The 18,095-nt window shown below is 55.9% G+C and carries 14 protein-coding genes; 8 read left to right on the top strand and 6 right to left on the bottom strand.

The window, feature by feature from the left end:
* Window positions 1–9: 9 nt before the first annotated feature.
* Window positions 10–423, top strand: a complete 414-nt coding sequence (locus tag FOV68_RS01955) for a hypothetical protein (protein WP_010244668.1) — start codon at window positions 10–12, stop codon at window positions 421–423.
* Between the two features lie 131 nt (window positions 424–554).
* Here the strand turns inward: FOV68_RS01955 and FOV68_RS01950 are convergent, their stop codons facing one another.
* On the bottom strand, window positions 555–1,946 hold the full coding sequence (locus FOV68_RS01950) for a basic amino acid/polyamine antiporter (RefSeq protein ID WP_086905885.1): 1,392 nt from the start codon (window positions 1,944–1,946) through the stop codon (window positions 555–557).
* A 206-nt stretch (window positions 1,947–2,152) separates the two neighbouring features.
* Window positions 2,153–3,106 carry a DUF1471 family protein YdgH gene (gene ydgH / locus FOV68_RS01945; RefSeq protein WP_010244673.1) on the bottom strand — a complete coding sequence of 318 codons (954 nt, stop codon included), beginning with the start codon at window positions 3,104–3,106 and terminating at the stop codon, window positions 2,153–2,155.
* Window positions 3,107–3,646: 540 nt separating this feature from the next.
* Here ydgH and pntA point away from each other — a divergent pair.
* Together pntA and pntB are read left to right on the top strand one after the other, a co-directional pair.
* On the top strand, window positions 3,647–5,179 hold the full coding sequence (pntA, locus tag FOV68_RS01940; RefSeq protein ID WP_143990239.1) for a Re/Si-specific NAD(P)(+) transhydrogenase subunit alpha: 1,533 nt from the start codon (window positions 3,647–3,649) through the stop codon (window positions 5,177–5,179).
* Between the two features lie 3 nt (window positions 5,180–5,182).
* Window positions 5,183–6,571 carry a Re/Si-specific NAD(P)(+) transhydrogenase subunit beta gene (pntB, locus tag FOV68_RS01935; RefSeq protein ID WP_143990238.1) on the top strand — a complete coding sequence of 463 codons (1,389 nt, stop codon included), beginning with the start codon at window positions 5,183–5,185 and terminating at the stop codon, window positions 6,569–6,571.
* Between the two features lie 46 nt (window positions 6,572–6,617).
* On the opposite strand, the gene uspE is transcribed toward pntB, so the two are convergent.
* Window positions 6,618–7,574, bottom strand: coding sequence for a universal stress protein UspE (gene uspE / locus FOV68_RS01930; RefSeq protein ID WP_010244683.1), 957 nt, complete (start codon window positions 7,572–7,574; stop codon window positions 6,618–6,620).
* Between the two features lie 117 nt (window positions 7,575–7,691).
* Window positions 7,692–8,444, bottom strand: a complete 753-nt coding sequence (locus tag FOV68_RS01925; protein ID WP_010244686.1) for an FNR family transcription factor — start codon at window positions 8,442–8,444, stop codon at window positions 7,692–7,694.
* Between the two features lie 317 nt (window positions 8,445–8,761).
* On the opposite strand from FOV68_RS01925, the gene smrA reads away from it, so the two are divergent.
* Window positions 8,762–9,328 carry a DNA endonuclease SmrA gene (gene smrA / locus FOV68_RS01920; RefSeq protein WP_010244689.1) on the top strand — a complete coding sequence of 189 codons (567 nt, stop codon included), beginning with the start codon at window positions 8,762–8,764 and terminating at the stop codon, window positions 9,326–9,328.
* Here the strand turns inward: smrA and FOV68_RS01915 are convergent.
* A complete protein-coding gene (locus FOV68_RS01915) occupies window positions 9,325–10,245 on the bottom strand; it encodes a LysR substrate-binding domain-containing protein (RefSeq protein ID WP_010670205.1) in 921 nt (306 codons plus the stop codon). The genes smrA and FOV68_RS01915 overlap by 4 nt on opposite strands.
* 322 nt (window positions 10,246–10,567) lie before the next feature.
* On the opposite strand from FOV68_RS01915, the gene FOV68_RS01910 reads away from it, so the two are divergent.
* The 4 genes from FOV68_RS01910 to FOV68_RS01895 all read left to right on the top strand — a co-directional run bounded on the left by FOV68_RS01910 (window position 10,568) and on the right by FOV68_RS01895 (window position 17,147).
* Window positions 10,568–11,902, top strand: a complete 1,335-nt coding sequence (locus tag FOV68_RS01910; protein ID WP_143990237.1) for an aromatic acid/H+ symport family MFS transporter — start codon at window positions 10,568–10,570, stop codon at window positions 11,900–11,902.
* A gap of 67 nt (window positions 11,903–11,969) precedes the next feature.
* Window positions 11,970–13,313: a VOC family protein gene (locus tag FOV68_RS01905; RefSeq protein ID WP_143990236.1), complete on the top strand. Its 1,344-nt coding sequence runs from the start codon at window positions 11,970–11,972 to the stop codon at window positions 13,311–13,313.
* 431 nt (window positions 13,314–13,744) lie between these two features.
* Window positions 13,745–15,265 carry a carboxylesterase/lipase family protein gene (locus tag FOV68_RS01900; protein ID WP_143990235.1) on the top strand — a complete coding sequence of 507 codons (1,521 nt, stop codon included), beginning with the start codon at window positions 13,745–13,747 and terminating at the stop codon, window positions 15,263–15,265.
* Window positions 15,266–15,482: 217 nt separating this feature from the next.
* Window positions 15,483–17,147 carry a methyl-accepting chemotaxis protein gene (locus FOV68_RS01895; RefSeq protein ID WP_064704296.1) on the top strand — a complete coding sequence of 555 codons (1,665 nt, stop codon included), beginning with the start codon at window positions 15,483–15,485 and terminating at the stop codon, window positions 17,145–17,147.
* Here FOV68_RS01895 and FOV68_RS01890 read toward each other — a convergent pair.
* Window positions 17,105–17,986, bottom strand: coding sequence for a LysR substrate-binding domain-containing protein (locus tag FOV68_RS01890; protein WP_031594037.1), 882 nt, complete (start codon window positions 17,984–17,986; stop codon window positions 17,105–17,107). The two genes, FOV68_RS01895 and FOV68_RS01890, sit on opposite strands and share 43 nt — an antisense overlap.
* Window positions 17,987–18,095 lie beyond the last annotated feature (109 nt).

The raw sequence follows: 18,095 nt of genomic DNA, 5'->3' as shown, positions 1-18,095 counted from the left end.
AGCGTTAGTGTGTCTGATAAAGAGCTGGCATCAGCCATATACCCCGACCGCATCTGCTTCAATTACAGTGACTTTCTCTCCGCTTCCTGCAAAAAGCGCTGGAGCTTCGTCGATGCTATTTATGGTGTGATGCCGATATTTGGCATGGTGACACGTAAATCGGCACACCGCTTACAGGGCAGTGACGACCCGTTAAAAGAATTAGCATTACAAATCATTTCTACTCAGGTCAGCGACGAAATTAATATCGCGCGCCTGATTACCCTTGCGGAACAACAGCAGATTAGTCGCTTCGATATTCAGCTTCCTTATCCGCTTTCGGCGGAGCAACTGGACGCGATCCATCATGAATATTCCAGGCCGCTGAATCTGACACAGCAGGATGACCTGCTGTGTGTCTCAATACCTGTGCAGTCGCACTAAGAGCCTTTCCCATCAGGCTATCTGATTTCTCAGTCTGAACCTGGGCAGTGCTCACCATCCTCACGGACTATCTGTACGCCTGGTTGCTCCGCGCTGTCCGTCTGCAACCATTACGCCTGCCGGGCCAGGCGCTAAGTCGTCAGTTGCCATACGGCGGGCAGCGTCGCGGCAATCAGCAATCCCATTGCAATCCGCTCCAGCGAGGTCAGCGCAAACTCTGCGCGGCCACCGCGTCGTGCAAACAGAAACAGCAGCAGGCCCGGTGTATAGAGCACCACTGACATCATCAGGTGCAATGGCCCCGAGGCGTAAAGCAGCCAGATGCCATACAGGCTGGCACCGATACCGGTCGCCATCGCCAGCGGCTTATGCTGTCCGCGTACCACTTTGATCAGATATAACCCCACCAGCAGATAGGGCACCAGAATCATCTCAGAGGCAATAGTCAGCAGGTTGTTGTAGTTCGCACCGGTCAGGGCAATCAGGATCAGGCAGAGCTGAATACTGCCGTTGGTCAGCCACAGTGAGGCGGCTGGCGCGTTATGGCGGTTTTGCCGGGCGATACTGCGTGGAAATGCACCCTGTTGCGCGGCAATCAGCGGCACTTCAGCGGCCATAATCGTCCAGCTCAGATAGGCACCGCACACAGAGATAACCAAACCCACCGCAATCACCGCATCGCCCCAGTTGCCCATCAGTCGGGTCATCAACCCCGCCATGGAAGGGTTACGCATCTCAGCCAGTTCAGCGCGTGGAACCACGCCAAGCGACAGCAGTGTCACCAGCAGATAGACCAGCAGCGCTGCCAGCACGGCGAATAATGTAGCCCGGCCCACATCCTTTTTCTGGCGCGCGCGTGCAGAGACCACCACCGCTCCCTCGACGCCGATAAAGACCCACAGGGTAATCAGCATGGTCTGCTTGACCTGCTCCCATAGCGGTTGTCCCAGCGTGACGCCGGAAAAGTCAAAGCGGAAGCGATCATAGTTGAACGCCATCACCGCCAGCACAATAAACAGCAGCAGCGGCACCAGCTTGCCGAGCGTCGCCATCAGATTAATGCTGGCAGCGGTCTGAACGCCGCGCAGCACCAGCCAGTGAACCAGCCACAACAGCACGGAGGCACCCAGCATCGCCTGCCAGGTGTTGCCCTCTCCAAAGATAATCCGGTCCGGCGTATCGGTGAAGAAGCTCAGGGCAGAGAAGACAATCACCAGATAGGAGACGTTGGCGATCACGGCGCACAGCCAGTAGCCCCACGCGGAGCAGAAGCCCATCAGCTCGCCGAAACCGGCACGGGCATAGGTAAAGATGCCGCCATCCAGCTCGGGTTTAAGGCGGGTCAGCAGCAGCATCGCCAGCGACAGAAAGATGATGCCGACACCGGTAATCAGCCAGCCCAGCAGCAGCGCCGCCGGACCGGCCACTGCAGCCATATTTTGCGGCAGACTGAACACGCCTGCGCCCAGCATAGAGCTGAGCACCAGCGCCGTCAGCGCACCGAGACCTAATTTTTTCTCCAAAACAACCTTCCCGCTAACATATATGGCTGGGTAAATCGGATTTTGTCGCTGGGTTATGTCACACCAAAGGCACAATACAGGGACAATATCCGGTAAAACAGGCGAGGGATTTTACGGAGTGTGGCAGGGGATGGCAATGCGTGACTATGCAAAACAGCGCAGGAATTATGCAAACAGCAGGGCGGCAGGCGCCGCCCTGAGGAGGATTACTTAAACAGGTCAGCCGTGACGGTCAGGTTACCGCCACTCTGGTTCTGCCACTGGCGGGTGACGTGGTAGAACTTAGCACCTTTGTCCGCCGCACGCTTCGCCACTTCTTCTGAAATCTCAGTTGGCGTACCGAAGTGACCGGTGAAGGTTACGGTATCGAACGGCTGCATCTGCGCAGCAGTAATGGCATTCACTTCCTGCACCGATTTGCCGTTTGGCAGATTGACGGTATAGCGCTTGCCGGTAGAGCTTTGGGTTTCGAAGAAACGGCCCACTTTGTTGCTTGGCGTTTCAGACGAGGCCACGCCTGGAATCTCTACGTTAGCCGCCGCAGCGCCACCGGTTGCCAGTGCGGCTTTACCCGCTTCTGAATCGGCAGGAATCGCATTTGGTGTCTGCACCGCGCGCTCTTTAGCATCCGCTTTATAGACATAGGCGGTGACATACTGATTGCCGCCGCTGTTGGCATCGATCTGGCGAACGATAAAGAAGGAGGCTGCGCCTTTCTGTTTTGCGGCTTTCGAAATTGCGTCGTTTACATCCGGCTGGCTGGCAAAGAAGCCGCTGACCGAAACGGTATCGAAGGGTTCGAGTTTATACGCTTCTGCTTTTGGCAGTTCGTTTACGCCGTTGAAACGACGGTAGGTCGTTGACTCTGTGGCTGCCGGGGCATCGGCTTTATAGAGGTCAGCCGTAACGCGCCAGTTACCGCTGTTGCCGTTGCTGTCGTTGATCGCCTGAATGTAATAAGAGGCAGCGCCCATCTGATCTGCACGCTTAGATACCGCATCGGCAGCGTCGCCAATTGCGTTGAAACGGCCGGTGATATTAATACGTTCGAATGGCTTCAACGCGGCCGCTTTTTCTGGCGTAAGTTCCTGCGCAGCGAATGCGTTGGCTGCCAGCAGGGACAACAGAGTAGTCGCCAGAATAGTGTTCTTCAGCTTCATAAAAATAATCCTTCGCCTTACGCAAAAATGAGTACGAAAACGTGCTGGACTCTTGATGTATAACAGAATAGCCGCTGATTATTGCATGTTATAAACAGACTGTCGCAGCGATTTTTTGTGTCAGATCGCGTTATTCAACCATGATTTTTTCATTTGTTTGTCATCAAACGCAGTTATGGCCAGTTTTAGTGACAGTTACCACTAAAAGCGGTAACTATTAGCGCTAAAACAGTTAATGCATTGTTAAATAAAGGTTTTTGTTGTTGATTAATTCGTCCTGGTACAATTATCTCTGGCAGATTATCTGCCTGTGAGACTATTTTGCAGTGGGATAACGCAGGTTTCTTAACAGAACACTGCATAATTGGGTGAATGTCATCACTCTGCGTAGTCGCTGTAGATCGCTCGTCACATTTTCAGTAGGTTATAAACACTTTGAAATACCTGCGTTTCGTCCAAAAGCGGCTGAAACCTCGTTTTAGTCGCGCTCTTGTGGTGCAGGTTCGGGCCATCATCCTTTAACCGATGAAAGGAAACACTATGTTAATTGGAATACCCAAGGAAAGGTTGCCAAACGAGTCGCGCGTGGCCGCCACGCCTAAGACCGTGGAACAACTCATCAAGCTGGGTTTCAGCGTCACCCTTGAGCATGACGCCGGTAAACGCGCCAGCTTCGATGATGAAAGCTATATCGCAGCCGGTGCCACACTCAGCGACAGAGAGCAGGTCTGGCAGTCCGATATCGTGCTGAAGGTGAATGCGCCGGATGACGAAGAGATTGCGCTGACGCGTGCGGGCAGCACGCTGGTCAGTTTTATCTGGCCCGCACAGAATCCAGACCTGCTGTCAAAGCTGGCCGCACGTCAGGTTACGGTAATGGCCATGGATTCAGTGCCGCGTATCTCACGGGCGCAGTCGCTGGATGCCCTGAGCTCTATGGCGAACATTGCCGGTTATCGCGCCATTGTCGAAGCCGCCCATGAATTTGGCCGCTTCTTTACCGGTCAGATCACGGCAGCCGGTAAAGTGCCACCGGCAAAAGTGATGGTGATTGGGGCCGGTGTTGCCGGGCTGGCCGCGATTGGCGCAGCGGGCAGCCTGGGCGCGATTGTGCGGGCGTTTGATACCCGTCCCGAAGTCAAAGAGCAGGTGCAGAGTATGGGCGCCGAATTCCTTGAGCTCGACTTTGAAGAGGAAGCGGGTAGCGGCGACGGCTATGCCAAAGTCATGTCCGAGGCTTTCATCAAAGCTGAGATGGCACTGTTTGCCAGTCAGGCCAGAGACGTGGACATCATTGTCACCACGGCGTTGATCCCAGGCAAACCGGCTCCGAAACTGATCACCGAAGAGATGGTCGCCAGCATGAAGCCGGGCAGCGTCATTGTTGATCTGGCGGCGCAGACCGGCGGCAACTGTGCGCTGACCGTCGCTGACCAGGTTACCGTCACGCCGAATGGTGTGAAAATCATCGGTTACACCGATCTGCCCAGCCGTCTGGCGACACAATCCTCCCAGCTCTACGGCACCAATCTGGTCAATCTGATCAAGCTGCTGTGTAAAGAGAAAAATGGCGAAATCCAGGTCGATTTCGAAGATGTGGTGGTGCGTGGCGTCACCGTGGTACGCGATGGCGAAGTGACCTGGCCGGCCCCGCCGATTCAGGTCTCCGCCACGCCACAGGCTGCCGCTGCCGCCGCGAAGCCGTCAGAAAAAATTGAGGCGAAGCCCGTTTCACCATGGCGTAAATATCTGCTGATCGCCCTGGCTATCGTGCTGTTTGGCTGCCTGGCAAACGTGGCACCGGCCGACTTCCTCTCCCACTTTACCGTGTTCGCGCTCGCCTGCGTGGTGGGGTATTACGTGGTCTGGAACGTCAGTCATGCGCTGCATACACCGCTGATGTCGGTAACCAATGCTATTTCCGGCATCATCGTTATCGGTGCGGTCTTACAGATGGGCCACGGTGGCTGGGTCACCTTTATCTCCTTTATTGCCGTGCTGATTGCCAGCATCAATATCTTTGGTGGCTTCACCGTCACCCAGCGCATGCTGAAAATGTTTCGTAAGGGGTAATACATGTCTGGCGGATTAGTCACTGCAGCCTATATTGTGGCTGCGATTCTGTTCATCTGTAGCCTTGCTGGTCTTTCGCGTCATGAGACCTCTAAGCGGGGTAATATTTTCGGTATCAGCGGCATGGCGATTGCGCTGATCGCCACCATATTTGGCCCGGACAGCGGTAATGTGGTCTGGATCCTGCTGGCGATGGTCATTGGCGGCGCTATCGGCATTCGTCTGGCGAAGAAAGTCGAAATGACGGAAATGCCGGAACTGGTGGCGATTCTGCACAGCTTTGTTGGCCTGGCCGCGGTGCTGGTGGGCATCAACAGCTATATCGACCATGCGCCTGGCCTGCCAGCGGTGATGGAGAATATCCATCTCAGCGAAGTGTTTATCGGTATCTTTATCGGTGCCGTCACCTTCACCGGCTCGCTGGTGGCGTTTGGCAAACTGTGCGGCAAAATCTCTTCACGGCCGTTAGCGTTACCGCATCGTCACAAGCTGAATCTGCTGGCGCTGGTGGTTTCGTTCCTGCTGCTGCTGTGGTTTGTTAACACCAGCAGCACGGCTGTGCAGGTGTTTGCACTCTTGCTGATGACGGTGATTGCGCTGGCGTTTGGCTGGCATCTGGTCGCGTCGATCGGCGGCGCGGATATGCCGGTCGTGGTATCGATGCTTAACTCCTATTCAGGCTGGGCCGCCGCCGCTGCCGGTTTCATGTTAAGCAACGATCTGCTGATTGTGACCGGTGCGCTGGTGGGGTCATCCGGTGCGATCCTCTCCTACATCATGTGCAAAGCGATGAACCGTTCGTTTATCAGCGTGATCGCGGGCGGCTTTGGTACTGAAGCCAGCAGTGGCGATGAAAGTCAGGAAGCGGGCGAGCATCGTGAGATTACGGCTGAAGAGACCGCTGAGATGCTTAAGGCTTCCAGCTCGGTGATTATCACCCCAGGCTACGGCATGGCGGTAGCGCAGGCGCAGTATCCGGTCGCGGAAATGACTGCCCGACTGCGTGCGCTTGGTATCAAAGTGCGTTTCGGTATCCATCCGGTGGCGGGGCGTCTGCCGGGTCACATGAATGTGCTGCTGGCAGAGGCGAAAGTGCCTTATGACGTGGTGCTGGAGATGGAGGAGATCAACGACGATTTCAGTGACACCGACACGGTGCTGGTCATTGGTGCTAACGACACGGTCAACCCGGCGGCGCAGGATGATCCCCGCAGTCCGATTGCGGGCATGCCGGTGCTGGAAGTGTGGAAGGCGCACAACGTGATAGTGTTCAAACGCTCAATGAACACTGGCTATGCCGGGGTGCAGAATCCGCTGTTCTTCAAAGAGAATAGCCAGATGCTGTTTGGCGATGCCAAAGCCAGCGTGGAAGCGATTCTCAAAGCGCTGTAATAAAAAAGGGCGGCTAATCAGCCGCCCTCTCTGTTTCTGAGAAGGATTAATCCTCCTCATCCTCTTCATCATCCAGGTCAATCGGCGATTTGAAATCGTCAGGCTTAAGTGCCAGCAGATCGCAACGCAGATGATCAATCACCTGTTCCGCCGTATTGCCGAGGAATGCCGCCGACAGTCCGGTGCGTCCAATCGTTCCCAGCACCACCACACCGGCTCCCAGATGCGCCGCCAGATCGGGGATGACCTCTTCCGGCAGGCCCTTAGCCACATGGGTGAACTCTTCACCAATCGAGAACTTCTGCCGTAGCGCTTTCATTGCCACCAGATGCTGACCACGGATCGCGTCGTTGTAGACGCTGGGATCGAAATCGGGCAGTTCGATAGCAATATTGATTGGGGTAATCGGGTAGGCGCCGACCAGATGCACTTCGGTCTGATTCACCTTTTCCGCCAGGATCACCGTTTCACGAATCAGCTTCTGATTCAGGCCATCGTGATGCGGCTCTTCGCTGGCAAGATTGACCGCGACAATCGCTTTACCGCCTTCCGGCCACGGCTGATCTTTGACCATCCACACCGGACACGGGCATTTACGCAGCAGGTGCCAGTCAGTTGGAGTGAAAATCACTGACTCAAGGCGATCATGCTGATGCGCCATCTTCAGCACCAGGTCATGCTGATGGGCTAGCACTTCCTGAATAATGGCTTCATAGGGACGGTTGTGCCAGATGACTTTGATGTCAATTTCGACACCGGCATCAAGATAAGCGCGGGCCTGCTCGCGGATCCATTCGGTACGCTGGCTGATCACGCCCTGGCGCATCGACGCGCGCTCATCCGGCGAAAGCAGGGTGGTCATCTCATATGAGAAGTCATAGATAGGCAGGAAGGCTTTAATTCTTCCGCCAAGACGTTGATTCAGATAGACCGCACGTCGCAGCGCGGGCTGATCGTCTTGCTGGGCATCAATGGCGACCAGAACATTTTGGTACTGGGACATGAGGCGTTCTCCTTAAACCAGAGCGACTGGAATAAAGATAGCCTATGTTGCACAGCGGAAGAAGTGAAAAAGTTACTGCCGGATCAACAAAATAAGATTTATTAATCCGGCTGAGTATCAGGCAGCCTGGTGGCTCTGACCCGCGAGCTCTTCCAGCAGGGCGTGATTTTCAATCGTGATATATTTGCCTTTCACCGCCAGCATACCGGACTTCTGAAAACGCCCCAGCAAGCGGCTGATGGTTTCAACCGTCAGGCCCAGGTAATTACCGATATCGCCACGCGTCATGGTGAGGCGGAATTCGCGCTGTGAAAAGCCGCGCTGGCCAAAACGACGGGAAAGGTTCCAGATAAACGCCGCCAGGCGCTCTTCAGCATTTTTCTTTGACAGCAGCAGGATCATGTCCTGATCGCCTTTGATTTCACCGCTCATCAGACGCATCATCTGCTGACGCAGGGCCGGCATTTTGCCCGACAGATCATCCAGCGTTTCAAAAGGGATCTCACATACCATTGCCGTTTCCAGCGCCTGCGCAAAGCTGGGGTGGCTGGAGCCCATAATCGCGTCAAAGCCGACTAAATCGCCCGCCAGATGGAAACCGGTGATCTGCTCATCACCCTGTTCAGTGATTGTGTAGCTTTTAATAGTACCGGAGCGAATCGCATACAGAGACTTGAGTTCATCGCCTGCTTTGAAAAGCGTTTGCCCTTTCTGAATCGGTTTTTTACGCTCAATGATATTGTCGAGCTGATCCAGCTCATGTTCATTTAGCGTAAAGGGGATGCAGAGCTGACTGATGCTGCAATCCTGGCAGTGAATGGCACAACCGCCCGACTGAATACGACGAATGCTGCGTTTTTCAGGGATCATAATGGTTTGCTCGACGATTATTGACTGGGGTCAATTTTAACATTTTTTGTGCTGAAGGGAACTCATCCGAGCAGTTTTACACCTACAAACATTATGGACGAAGCACACAACGACAAACGCTGATGTGACGGGCTTCTCAGAATCCCGACAGGGTCGACTGTCACGAAAAGTTTCCGCTTATGTGATCTGTCACACGCTTCTGTGCTGGCAGTGACATTCGAAAAAGTGGGGTGGGCCGATGATTCCAGCTTTTGCTACGCTAACGGGTAAAGCGTGATTTGCACATTCCATCAATTTTAACCAGGTGTGAGAAAACCATGAACCTTGATGATAATGATCTCTTTCGGGATGCCATGGGCGATGTCACGCCGTTAAAAGACACCACCACAACCTTGTGGCTCAAAGCACCCTCAACGAAGGCGCCACGAAAACCGCCAGGTGAATCTGAGCTGGAGAACTTCCTGACCCGGGGCGATCTGGAGATCGTTCCACTCAATACCCCGCTGGAATACAAAGCCGACGGCATTCAGCAGGGTATTCTGGATAAACTGCGCAGAGGAGAGTATCAGCTGGATGCCAGCCTCAACCTGTTGCGGCAACCGGTTGAAACCTGTCGTCAGGCGCTCTTTAACTTTATGATGCAGGCGCACAAACAGGGATTGCGCAATCTGCTAATCATCCACGGCAAAGGTCGTGATGATGAATCGCATGCCAACATTGTGCGCAGCTATCTCGCGCGCTGGCTAAAGCAGTTTGATGACGTACAGACCTTTTGCGTAGCCCAGACCCGGCATGGCGGGGCCGGGGCGCTTTATGTGGGATTGCGCAAAACCGATAAAGCACGCCTTGAAAACCGCGAGCGGCATGCGAAACGCAGCCGCTAACTGTGAAACTTACGGATGGTGGACATCAGCACCTCGGCACTCAGGCTCAGTTCTGCGCCGGTGCGGGTAATGATGCCCACCGGTTCGCCCGGTCCGGAAGAGGCGATCGGCAGTGCGCAAACGGCATTGTGGCTCAGATCCTCTTTAATCGCCCCGGAAGGGACGAACCAGATGTAGTCGTAGCGAAGAGCCAGCTGGCGCGCCAGTGAAGTTGATGAGGTCTCAATGCAGTGAGGCGGAAGGGTGCAGCCCTGTTCATCCAGCATCTGCTGTGCAATCCGGCGCGGAGCCGTGCCCTCGGGCGAAATCACTACCGGCCACTGCATCGCACGCGAAAGCGTGACATTGTCACTTAACAGCGGATGTTCCGGCCTGACTACCAGCTTGAGTGACTCCAGAAACAGCAATTCATAGGTCAGCCCGGTCATCATGGCGCTGTCCGCCATCCGGCCAATGCCGATATCGAACTCACCGCCGCGCAGGCCTGCCAGCAACACATTATTGTGGAGTGTCGCCACCTGAATGGTGGTATTGGGTTGTAACTGATGAAAACGATCCAGGATGCGTGGCAGCATCCCCATCGCGGCAGTGGTCAATGCTCCCAGCCGGATAATCACCGGCGCATCCCCCGGCTGCTCATTAAAACTCTGTCCGGCATGGTTCAGCGCGTCGAGCACCCGCACCGCATGGGTCAGAAACTGCTCTCCCATGGTGGTCAGCTGCGCGCCCAGCCGGCCACGTTCAAACAGACGAACGCCAGTCAGCTCCTCCAGCTCATTCAGGGTTTTGGAGAGGGCAGGCTGACTGAGGCTAAGCGTCTCTGCCGCCCGGCCCAGCGTGCCTTGCTGCGCAACCGCAACAAAGGTATGTAGATGGCGCAAGCGAATGCGCTGATTGAAAAGGATATTTTTTTCCATATCCTAAACTTAATGAGAATGACCGGCTTCAGGCAACTGTTTAAAATGAATTCTGTTAACTTTGCTGCAAATTTATTTTAACAAACGAGTCGAAATGACCGCGTTACCCTTTAACTCTCTGATAAAAAAGCGCTCGGCCTGGTATACCGCTGAAATACGCCATCCTCTGTCTACGGTATATCAATAACTTAACTGCTTAATGTTGAATAATTCTCAATATCATATAAAAATCTGACCGCTTAAGGTTAACGATCGGCTATCATTAGCGCCGTTTTTTTTACTTAAACTGATGTCAGATTTCGTTACTCCAGAGGAGTGTTCATTGACCAGCGTCGAGGCGGTAGATGTCCGCCAGCTTATCAACCAGCAGGGGCTGAGCCACTGGCAAAAGCGGCTCATTGCGCTCTGTTTTATCGTGGTGGCACTCGATGGCATGGACATTGCGATCATGGGATTTATTGCGCCGACACTGAAAGCCGCGTGGGGGGTGAGCAATCATCAGCTCGGGGTCGTCATCAGCGCAGCGTTAATCGGGCTGGCGCTGGGTGCCATGGTGGCAGGGCCGCTGGCTGACCGCTATGGCCGTCGCATGATGATTATCCTCAGCGTCTTCTTTTTCGGTCTCTGGACGCTGGCAACGGCGCTGTCACAGAACATTGAGCAGATGATGCTGTTCCGTTTCCTGACCGGGCTGGGACTGGGTGCAGCGATGCCCAACGTCGGCACGCTGGTGGCGGAATATGCACCTGAGCGGCGACGGGCTTTTATCATCACGGTGGTGTTCTGCGGCTTTACCTTTGGTGCCGCCAGCGGGGGATTTGCTGCTTCCTGGCTGCTACCGCGCTATGACTGGCACTCCGTGCTGCTGCTGGGCGGCATTCTGCCGCTGCTGGTGTTGCCATTACTGATCCGCGGCCTGCCGGAGTCGGTGCGATTTCTTATCAGCCGTGGCGCACCGGCTGCCCGCATTCACGCCATCCTCGACCGGATGATGCCGGGCAAAACCGCGCCCGACTGTGCGTTTCACGCGCCTGAGGCCACCGTGCCGGTGAGCGGCGCGATAGGCACGGTACTTTCACGCCGCTATCTGTTTGGCAGCACTATGCTGTGGGGCGGCTACTTTATGGGGCTGTTCATGGTTTACCTGATTGGCAGCTGGCTGCCGTCGCTGGTCAACACCCTGGGCATGTCAGTGACCGAAGCGGCGATTATCACCGCGATGTATCAGGCGGGCGGGACGCTGGGCTCCCTGTTTGCGGGCTGGATGATGGACCGCTTCAACGCTAACCTGGCGCTGGCGGCGATCTACGGCTGCGGCGGGCTGTTTATTGTGGCGCTGGGCTTATCACCTGCGGAAGTGGGGATGATGAGTGCGATTGCCTTTTGCAGTGGCTTCTGTTTTAACGGGGCTAATACCGGTATGAATGCCTTATCCGCCAGTTATTATCCTACCCACGCCCGCGCTACCGGTTCCAGCTGGATGCATGGTGTGGGCCGCATCGGCGCGATTTTAAGCGCCTTCGTTGGCGCAGAGATGATGTCTCTCGGGTGGTCTTTCAGCGTAATCTTTCTGCTGCTGGCAATACCAGCTGTGATCACTACCCTGATGCTGCTGTTAAAAAACCGCTACGGCTTTAAGCCGATCACAGATTCGTGATTTTTTCCGCTGAGGCCAGCGCGTTGCATTACATTAGCAGCAACGCTAACGGTGTCAGGTGGATAAGATGGACAACTTTCTCAGTGCGGATCTCATCCGCACCCGTTTCTCTCAGGCGATGTCAGCTATGTATCAGCAGGAAGTGCCGCAATATGGCACGCTGATGCAGCTGGTGGCGACCGTCAACGACCGCGCGCTGGAAGCGGATATCGCGCTGAAAGATCGTCTCACCGCAGCCGATGAGATCGGCCGACTCAACCTGGAACGTCACGGTGCAATCCGTGTGGGCACGGCAGACGAATTAGCCACACTGCGGCAGCTGTTTGCGGTGATGGGAATGTACCCGGTTGGCTATTACGATCTTTCTCAGGCTGGTGTGCCGGTGCACTCCACGGCGTTCCGGCCGGTCACCGATGCGGCGCTGCGGCGCAATCCCTTTCGGGTCTTTACCTCGCTGTTACGCCCTGAACTGATCGACGACCACGCACTGCGTGAAAAGGCGGCGGAGATTCTTGCCGCGCGCGACATTTTCACCCCCCGTTGCCGGGCGCTTTTGGAACTGCATCAGCAGCAGGGCGGTTTAACTGACGAGCAGGCCACTGAGTTTGTTACCGAAGCACTGGAAACCTTCCGCTGGCACGCCCATAGCAGCGTGGACAGTCAGACCTATCAGGCGCTGAACCAGCAGCATCGGCTGATCGCTGACGTGGTCTGCTTCCCTGGCTGCCACATCAACCATCTCACACCGCGCACGCTGGATATCGACCGCGTACAGCAACTGATGCCGTCGCGCGGTATCGATCCGAAAACCCTGATCGAGGGACCACCGCGTCGTCAGGTACCGATCCTGTTACGTCAGACCAGCTTTAAAGCGCTGGAAGAGCCGATCATCTTTCAGGATGGGCATCAGGGAACCCATACTGCACGCTTCGGTGAAATTGAGCAGCGCGGCGTGGCGCTGACGCCTCAGGGCCGTGCGCTCTACGATCGGCTGCTCAGCGAGGCGGGCAGCGGTCAGGATAATCTGCAGCATCAGCAACATCTGGCGGCGATTTTCCGTGACTTCCCCGACGACGAAACCACGCTGCGCCAGCAGGAGCTGGCCTGGTTCCATTATCGCCTGAGTGAAAAGGGCATCGCGACGCCGCCGGCTCAGGGTGAATCGCTGGAGACCCTCATCGAAGAAGGTCGTGTGCTGGCAGATCCCATCATCTATGAAGATTTTCTGCCCGTTAGCGCGGCGGGCATTTTCCAGTCCAACCTCGGCGATCGGACGCAGGTTCGTTCGGCGGGACAGGCGAGCCGCCAGGCATTTGAAGCCGCGCTGGGCGCTGTCGTGCTGGATGAGATGGCATTATACAAAGAGCGCCAGCAGCGCTCGCTGGCGCAGTGCGGCTTGCGGCCAGACTGACGCCTCTGCGGGCAACAGGCGCATTGCCCGCAACGTTTTCTCCGCACCCGCCCTGTTAAGGCCAATGGACCTGAAGTGGAGCAACGCGCGTAATGTGCTGACAGGACTGGGGGAAAACAACGCTTTACCGCTCAGCGCAGGTTTACCTGCGTGAGTATCTTAATCTATTAGCAGGCTGACTGATTAACAGCAGCAAAACCGCACCTGATAACAGAGCAACGACGCGCCACTCCGGCGCTGGCAGCGCCATTGACCCACTGCGAAAAGATAAACAACGTTGAATCACAATGGTAATTGACTCTCTGAACCTGTTGATGAGCATGTTCACGCCTGCCCCTCACGCTTCGGCATATTCTGCAAATCCCTTCCGTACCTGGACAATGCTGGCGGGCCTGCAAATAATGGAGGGACGTTTGAACAGGGAAACAGGAATGAAAAACGAAACAGGTCTGAGGATCATGACTGCTGAGGGGGAGTTGCGTGGATGCATGGACGATGACCTTTTCGTATTCAAAGGCATACCTTATGCGGCGGCACCACTTGGCGCGCTGCGCTGGCGCCCGCCACAGCCGGTTACGCCCTGGCTGCAGGTGCGCGACGCCACCGCGTTTGGGGCTTCCGGCTGGCAAAACCGCACCTACTGCCAGGCCGTAGGCGGTGGCGATCCGGGTGAGTTCAGTGAAGATTGCCTCTACCTTAATGTCTGGACGCCCGATGTCGCGCCCGTGAAACCCCTGCCGGTGATGGTATGGCTGCACGGTGGTGGCTACACCATTGGTGCTGGCGGGCTGGCACCTTACAACGGCAAGCCGATGGCTTCACGCGGCGCGGTGGTGGTGACGCTCAACTACCGGCTCGGCCATCTCGGTTTCTTCTCTCATCCGGCCCTGGATGCTGAATACCCTGTTGCCAGCACGGTGAACAATTTTGGCCTGCTGGATCAGATTGCCGCACTGCAGTGGGTGCAGCGCAACATTCCTGCCTTTGGCGGCGACCGCCGCAATGTGACACTTTTCGGTGAATCCTCAGGCGCACGCAGCGTGCTGTCACTCTGCTGTTCGCCGCTGGCTGAAGGGCTGTTTCATAAAGGGATTGTGCAGAGCGCCTACAGCCTGCCTGACACGCCGCTGAAAAAAGCGCGTCAGCAGGGCATGGCGGTGGCCCGCCATTTCGGTCTGCCGCCCGATGCCAGTGCTGATGACCTGCGCGCACTGCCCGCCGATGCCTTCTGGTCGCTGGAAGGGCCGCTGGCGATCCCGCCGGTGCCGATTGCGGGTGATGCTGTCCTGCCTGAGCCGATGCTGAAAACCTTTATGGCTGCAAAACAGCACCGTCTGCCGCTGATGGCGGGCAGTAACAGCGATGAAGCCAGCGTGCTGGAATATTTTGGCGTGGATGCCACCGCGGTGTTGCATCAGTTACGCGATAAAAATCGTCTCACTTACCGGACGCTGAAATGGATGTATGACATTCATGACGATCAGCGGCTGGGACGTGCCGTGGCGCGTGATATGGCTTTCAGTCTGGTGCCGTGGCTGGTGATGCGGGCGCAGCACAATGCCGGAATGCCAGGCTGGCGCTACTGGTTTGATTATGTCTCTGAACATGCCCGTGACCTCTATCCGCACGGCACCTGGCACGGCAACGAAGTGCCTTATGTGCTGAATACGCTGAGTCAGATGCCGGATCCCAACGAAGAACGACCCTTCAGTGAGGCCGATCGGGCATTTGCGGCGCGTGTCAGCGAGTACTGGTTTACCTTTGCCCGTGATGCTACGGAATATAAGCATCAGCTGGAGGGGGAGGTCATGTGGCCAGCCTGGCATCCAGGCTCTGATGTGACAATGTCACTTGGTGATGATCGGAAGAGCGGGCTGCTTTTGAAGCGGAACTTTATGCGCGCCCGTATGCGGCTTTTCCGGCTATTAATGACCCGTATGGTCAGGCTTTAAGTGGCGGGCCATGGTTAGCGTGCTAACCATTAAATTATGCGAATGGAATTACTCTGCTTTTTAAAGGTTAACCTGCTGAATAAAAAGGCTACAAAGTGAAATTTGGCTTAGGGACGCTGTAAAATATTAGGTAACAAAACAGTTACATCTTCACAATCGCATGCCGATAAATCTCCTATGCCCGACGCTTGCGGGTCAACGTGTATAGGATTTTGGTATGGGAATGCTCAAAAATTTTACCATTCGCGCAGTGATGCTCTCTATTCTGGGAATGTTTTGTTTACTGTGGAGCGGCGTCGGGCTGTATAGCATTCACTCTCTTGGCGCACTCAGCGAAGGGAATGATGTGGACCGTCATCTGGTTGAGCAAATGACGGTGCTGAGCAAAGGCAACGATCAATATTTTCGTGTCATCACGCGCTTATCTCGTGTGATGGAAAGCAAAGCCGCAGGTCAGACCCTGAACGATGAGGCTTATGCACCGGTGCAGCAGGCGCTGGACAGCATGACCCAGCAACTGGCGCGCTTTAAACAACTGGCACCTGGCCCGATGAACCCGGATGTCGTGGATGGAGTGATTCAGAGCTGGCAAAAGCTGCTGGATGCGGGCGTCACGCCACAATTGCAGTTGGCCCGTCAGGCGTCGCCTGATGCTTATCGTCAGCAGGCTAATAACGTCACGCCCCCACTCAGTCGTGCCTTTGGCATCAGCGCAGAGAAATTCAGCCAGGGCGCAGCTGAAAAGCTCGATGCAACCCGGGTTGAAGTGGATCACCTCACGGCGATGACCAAAACGATAATTACCATCACGGTAATTATCGGCCTGTTTATTCTGCTGTTTACCGACCGCTATCTGGTAGCGATGCTGGTCCGTCCGCTGGAAAGTATCCGTACCCACTTCGCGGTCATTGCCACGGGCGACCTGAGTCAGCCGGTATCCGATTTCGGTCGCAACTGCGTCGGTAAACTGGTGCCACTGCTGAGCGCCATGCAGGATAGCCTGCGTGAAGCGGTCAGCGCCATTCGCAGCGGCACCGAGAATATATCGCGCGGTGCCGCAGAGATTTCTGCCGGTAACAATGACCTCTCTTCACGTACTGAAGAGCAGGCCGCTGCGCTGGAACAGACTGCGGCCAGCATGGAGCAGTTGACGGCCACGGTAAAATTCAACGCCGATAATGCCCGCCAGGCCAGCCTGCTGGCAGAAACCGCCACCACCACGGCACAACGTGGCGGTCAGCTGGTCAGTGAAGTCGTCAGCACTATGGATGGCATCTCCGGCAGCTCGAAGAAAATCGCTGAAATCACTAACGTGATCAACGGCATCGCTTTCCAGACCAATATTCTGGCGCTGAACGCCGCCGTCGAAGCGGCACGTGCCGGCGAACAGGGTCGGGGTTTTGCAGTGGTTGCCTCTGAAGTGCGTAACCTTGCACAGCGCAGCGCCAACGCCGCAAAAGAGATTGCGACGCTGATTGAAGATTCGGTTCAGCGTGTAGGTAAAGGCGCTGAGCTGGTCAGCACCACCGGCGGCACCATGAACAATATTCTGAAATCGGTGCAGGATGTTGATGCGATCATGAAACAGATCGCTTCCGCCTCGGAAGAGCAGAGCAAAGGCATCTCTCAGGTCGGTGCCGCGGTGACTGAAATGGATAGCGTGACCCAGCAGAACGCCTCACTGGTTGAAGAGGTCTCGGCCGCGGCGAGCGCGCTGGCACTGCAGACGGAAGCGTTACAGGCTTCTGTGTCGAAGTTCCGTCTCTCCAGCAACAGCCAGATCGCACCGGTCATCAGCAGTAAACCGACCGCGCCGAAAGCGCCCGTGCTGAGTGCGGCTCAGGCTAAACCGGCGGATAACGGCGACTGGGTTACCTTCTGATCCCTGCACAGCCACGCCACCAGTTCCGCCAGGAACGGAGGCGCATCCTGCGCGGGCCGTTGCAGTAAACTGTAAACCGCACCGGTTTTTACCTCGCCAGCGAACGGCTTAATCAGCCTGCCGCTGGCAATATCACTCTCCACCAGATTGCTGTCGGCAATTGCCACACCAAACCCCTGAATCGCTGCACTGATCGCTAAGTCCATGGTGGCAAAATGCTGGTTCCGCTTCATGCTCAGCGTCACCTGCTGCGCCTGCAGCCAGCACTGCCAGTCACGCGTATCTGCCGTTGGATGCAAGAAGGTCATTGTGGGCAGTGCCGCCAGGGAGTCCGGGCGGGGTTGATCACCCGCCATCACCGGCGTCAGCGACTCACTGAACAGGCAAATTCCGTCAGGGTGCGGCTTACCATAGACAATCGCCACATCGAAGTTCTCCAGCTGCGCGGCATGATCCAGCGTGGTGGTCAGGGCCACATGCAGTTCAGGACGATGCTGCTCCAGCGCCATCAGCCGGGGCACCAGCCAGCGCATCGCACAGGTTGGCGCTTTCAGGCGAATGCTGACCTGACTACGGCGGACCTTCTCGCTGGCCTTAACCATCAGCTCAAAACCCTGCTGTAAGTCGGGCAGCAGCGCCGCGCCCTGAGGGGTCAGGCGCAGACCGCGCGCGTGGCGGTCAAACAGCGTCACGCCCAGCCACTGCTCCAGCGCGGCAATTTTACGACTGACGGCGCCCTGCGTCAGGCAAAGTTCGCGGGCAGCGTGGGTCAGATTGAGATGTCGGGCGGTCACCAGAAAGGCGTGAATGCCATTAAGCGGCAGCGATAAGCGTGACACGGTGAACCTCAGCTATGCATTTTTGTCATGGCTATTATGACGACATTTCGCTTGCCGACTCAAGTCGCAGCCCGTTGAATAGCTATTTACCGCATCTGATCGGTTATGC

The sequence above is a fragment of the Pantoea sp. paga genome (assembly GCF_007558755.1).
Classification (GTDB): Bacteria; Pseudomonadota; Gammaproteobacteria; order Enterobacterales; family Enterobacteriaceae; genus Pantoea; species Pantoea agglomerans.
The sequence above is the reverse complement of the archived record's forward strand: the minus strand, read 5'-3'. Positions and strand labels throughout refer to the sequence as shown.

Excerpts from the sequence above, each read along its gene's own strand:
- FOV68_RS01905 (WP_143990236.1), top strand. The coding sequence starts at position 11,970 with ATGGACAACTTTCTCAGTGCGGATCTCATCCGCACCCGTTTCTCTCAG.
- FOV68_RS01925 (WP_010244686.1), bottom strand. The coding sequence starts at position 8,444 with ATGATCCCTGAAAAACGCAGCATTCGTCGTATTCAGTCGGGCGGTTGT.
- pntB (WP_143990238.1), top strand. The coding sequence starts at position 5,183 with ATGTCTGGCGGATTAGTCACTGCAGCCTATATTGTGGCTGCGATTCTG.
- FOV68_RS01895 (WP_064704296.1), top strand. The coding sequence starts at position 15,483 with ATGGGAATGCTCAAAAATTTTACCATTCGCGCAGTGATGCTCTCTATT.
- ydgH (WP_010244673.1), bottom strand. The coding sequence starts at position 3,106 with ATGAAGCTGAAGAACACTATTCTGGCGACTACTCTGTTGTCCCTGCTG.
- smrA (WP_010244689.1), top strand. The coding sequence starts at position 8,762 with ATGAACCTTGATGATAATGATCTCTTTCGGGATGCCATGGGCGATGTC.
- FOV68_RS01900 (WP_143990235.1), top strand. The coding sequence starts at position 13,745 with ATGAAAAACGAAACAGGTCTGAGGATCATGACTGCTGAGGGGGAGTTG.
- FOV68_RS01915 (WP_010670205.1), bottom strand. The coding sequence starts at position 10,245 with ATGGAAAAAAATATCCTTTTCAATCAGCGCATTCGCTTGCGCCATCTA.
- uspE (WP_010244683.1), bottom strand. The coding sequence starts at position 7,574 with ATGTCCCAGTACCAAAATGTTCTGGTCGCCATTGATGCCCAGCAAGAC.
- pntA (WP_143990239.1), top strand. The coding sequence starts at position 3,647 with ATGTTAATTGGAATACCCAAGGAAAGGTTGCCAAACGAGTCGCGCGTG.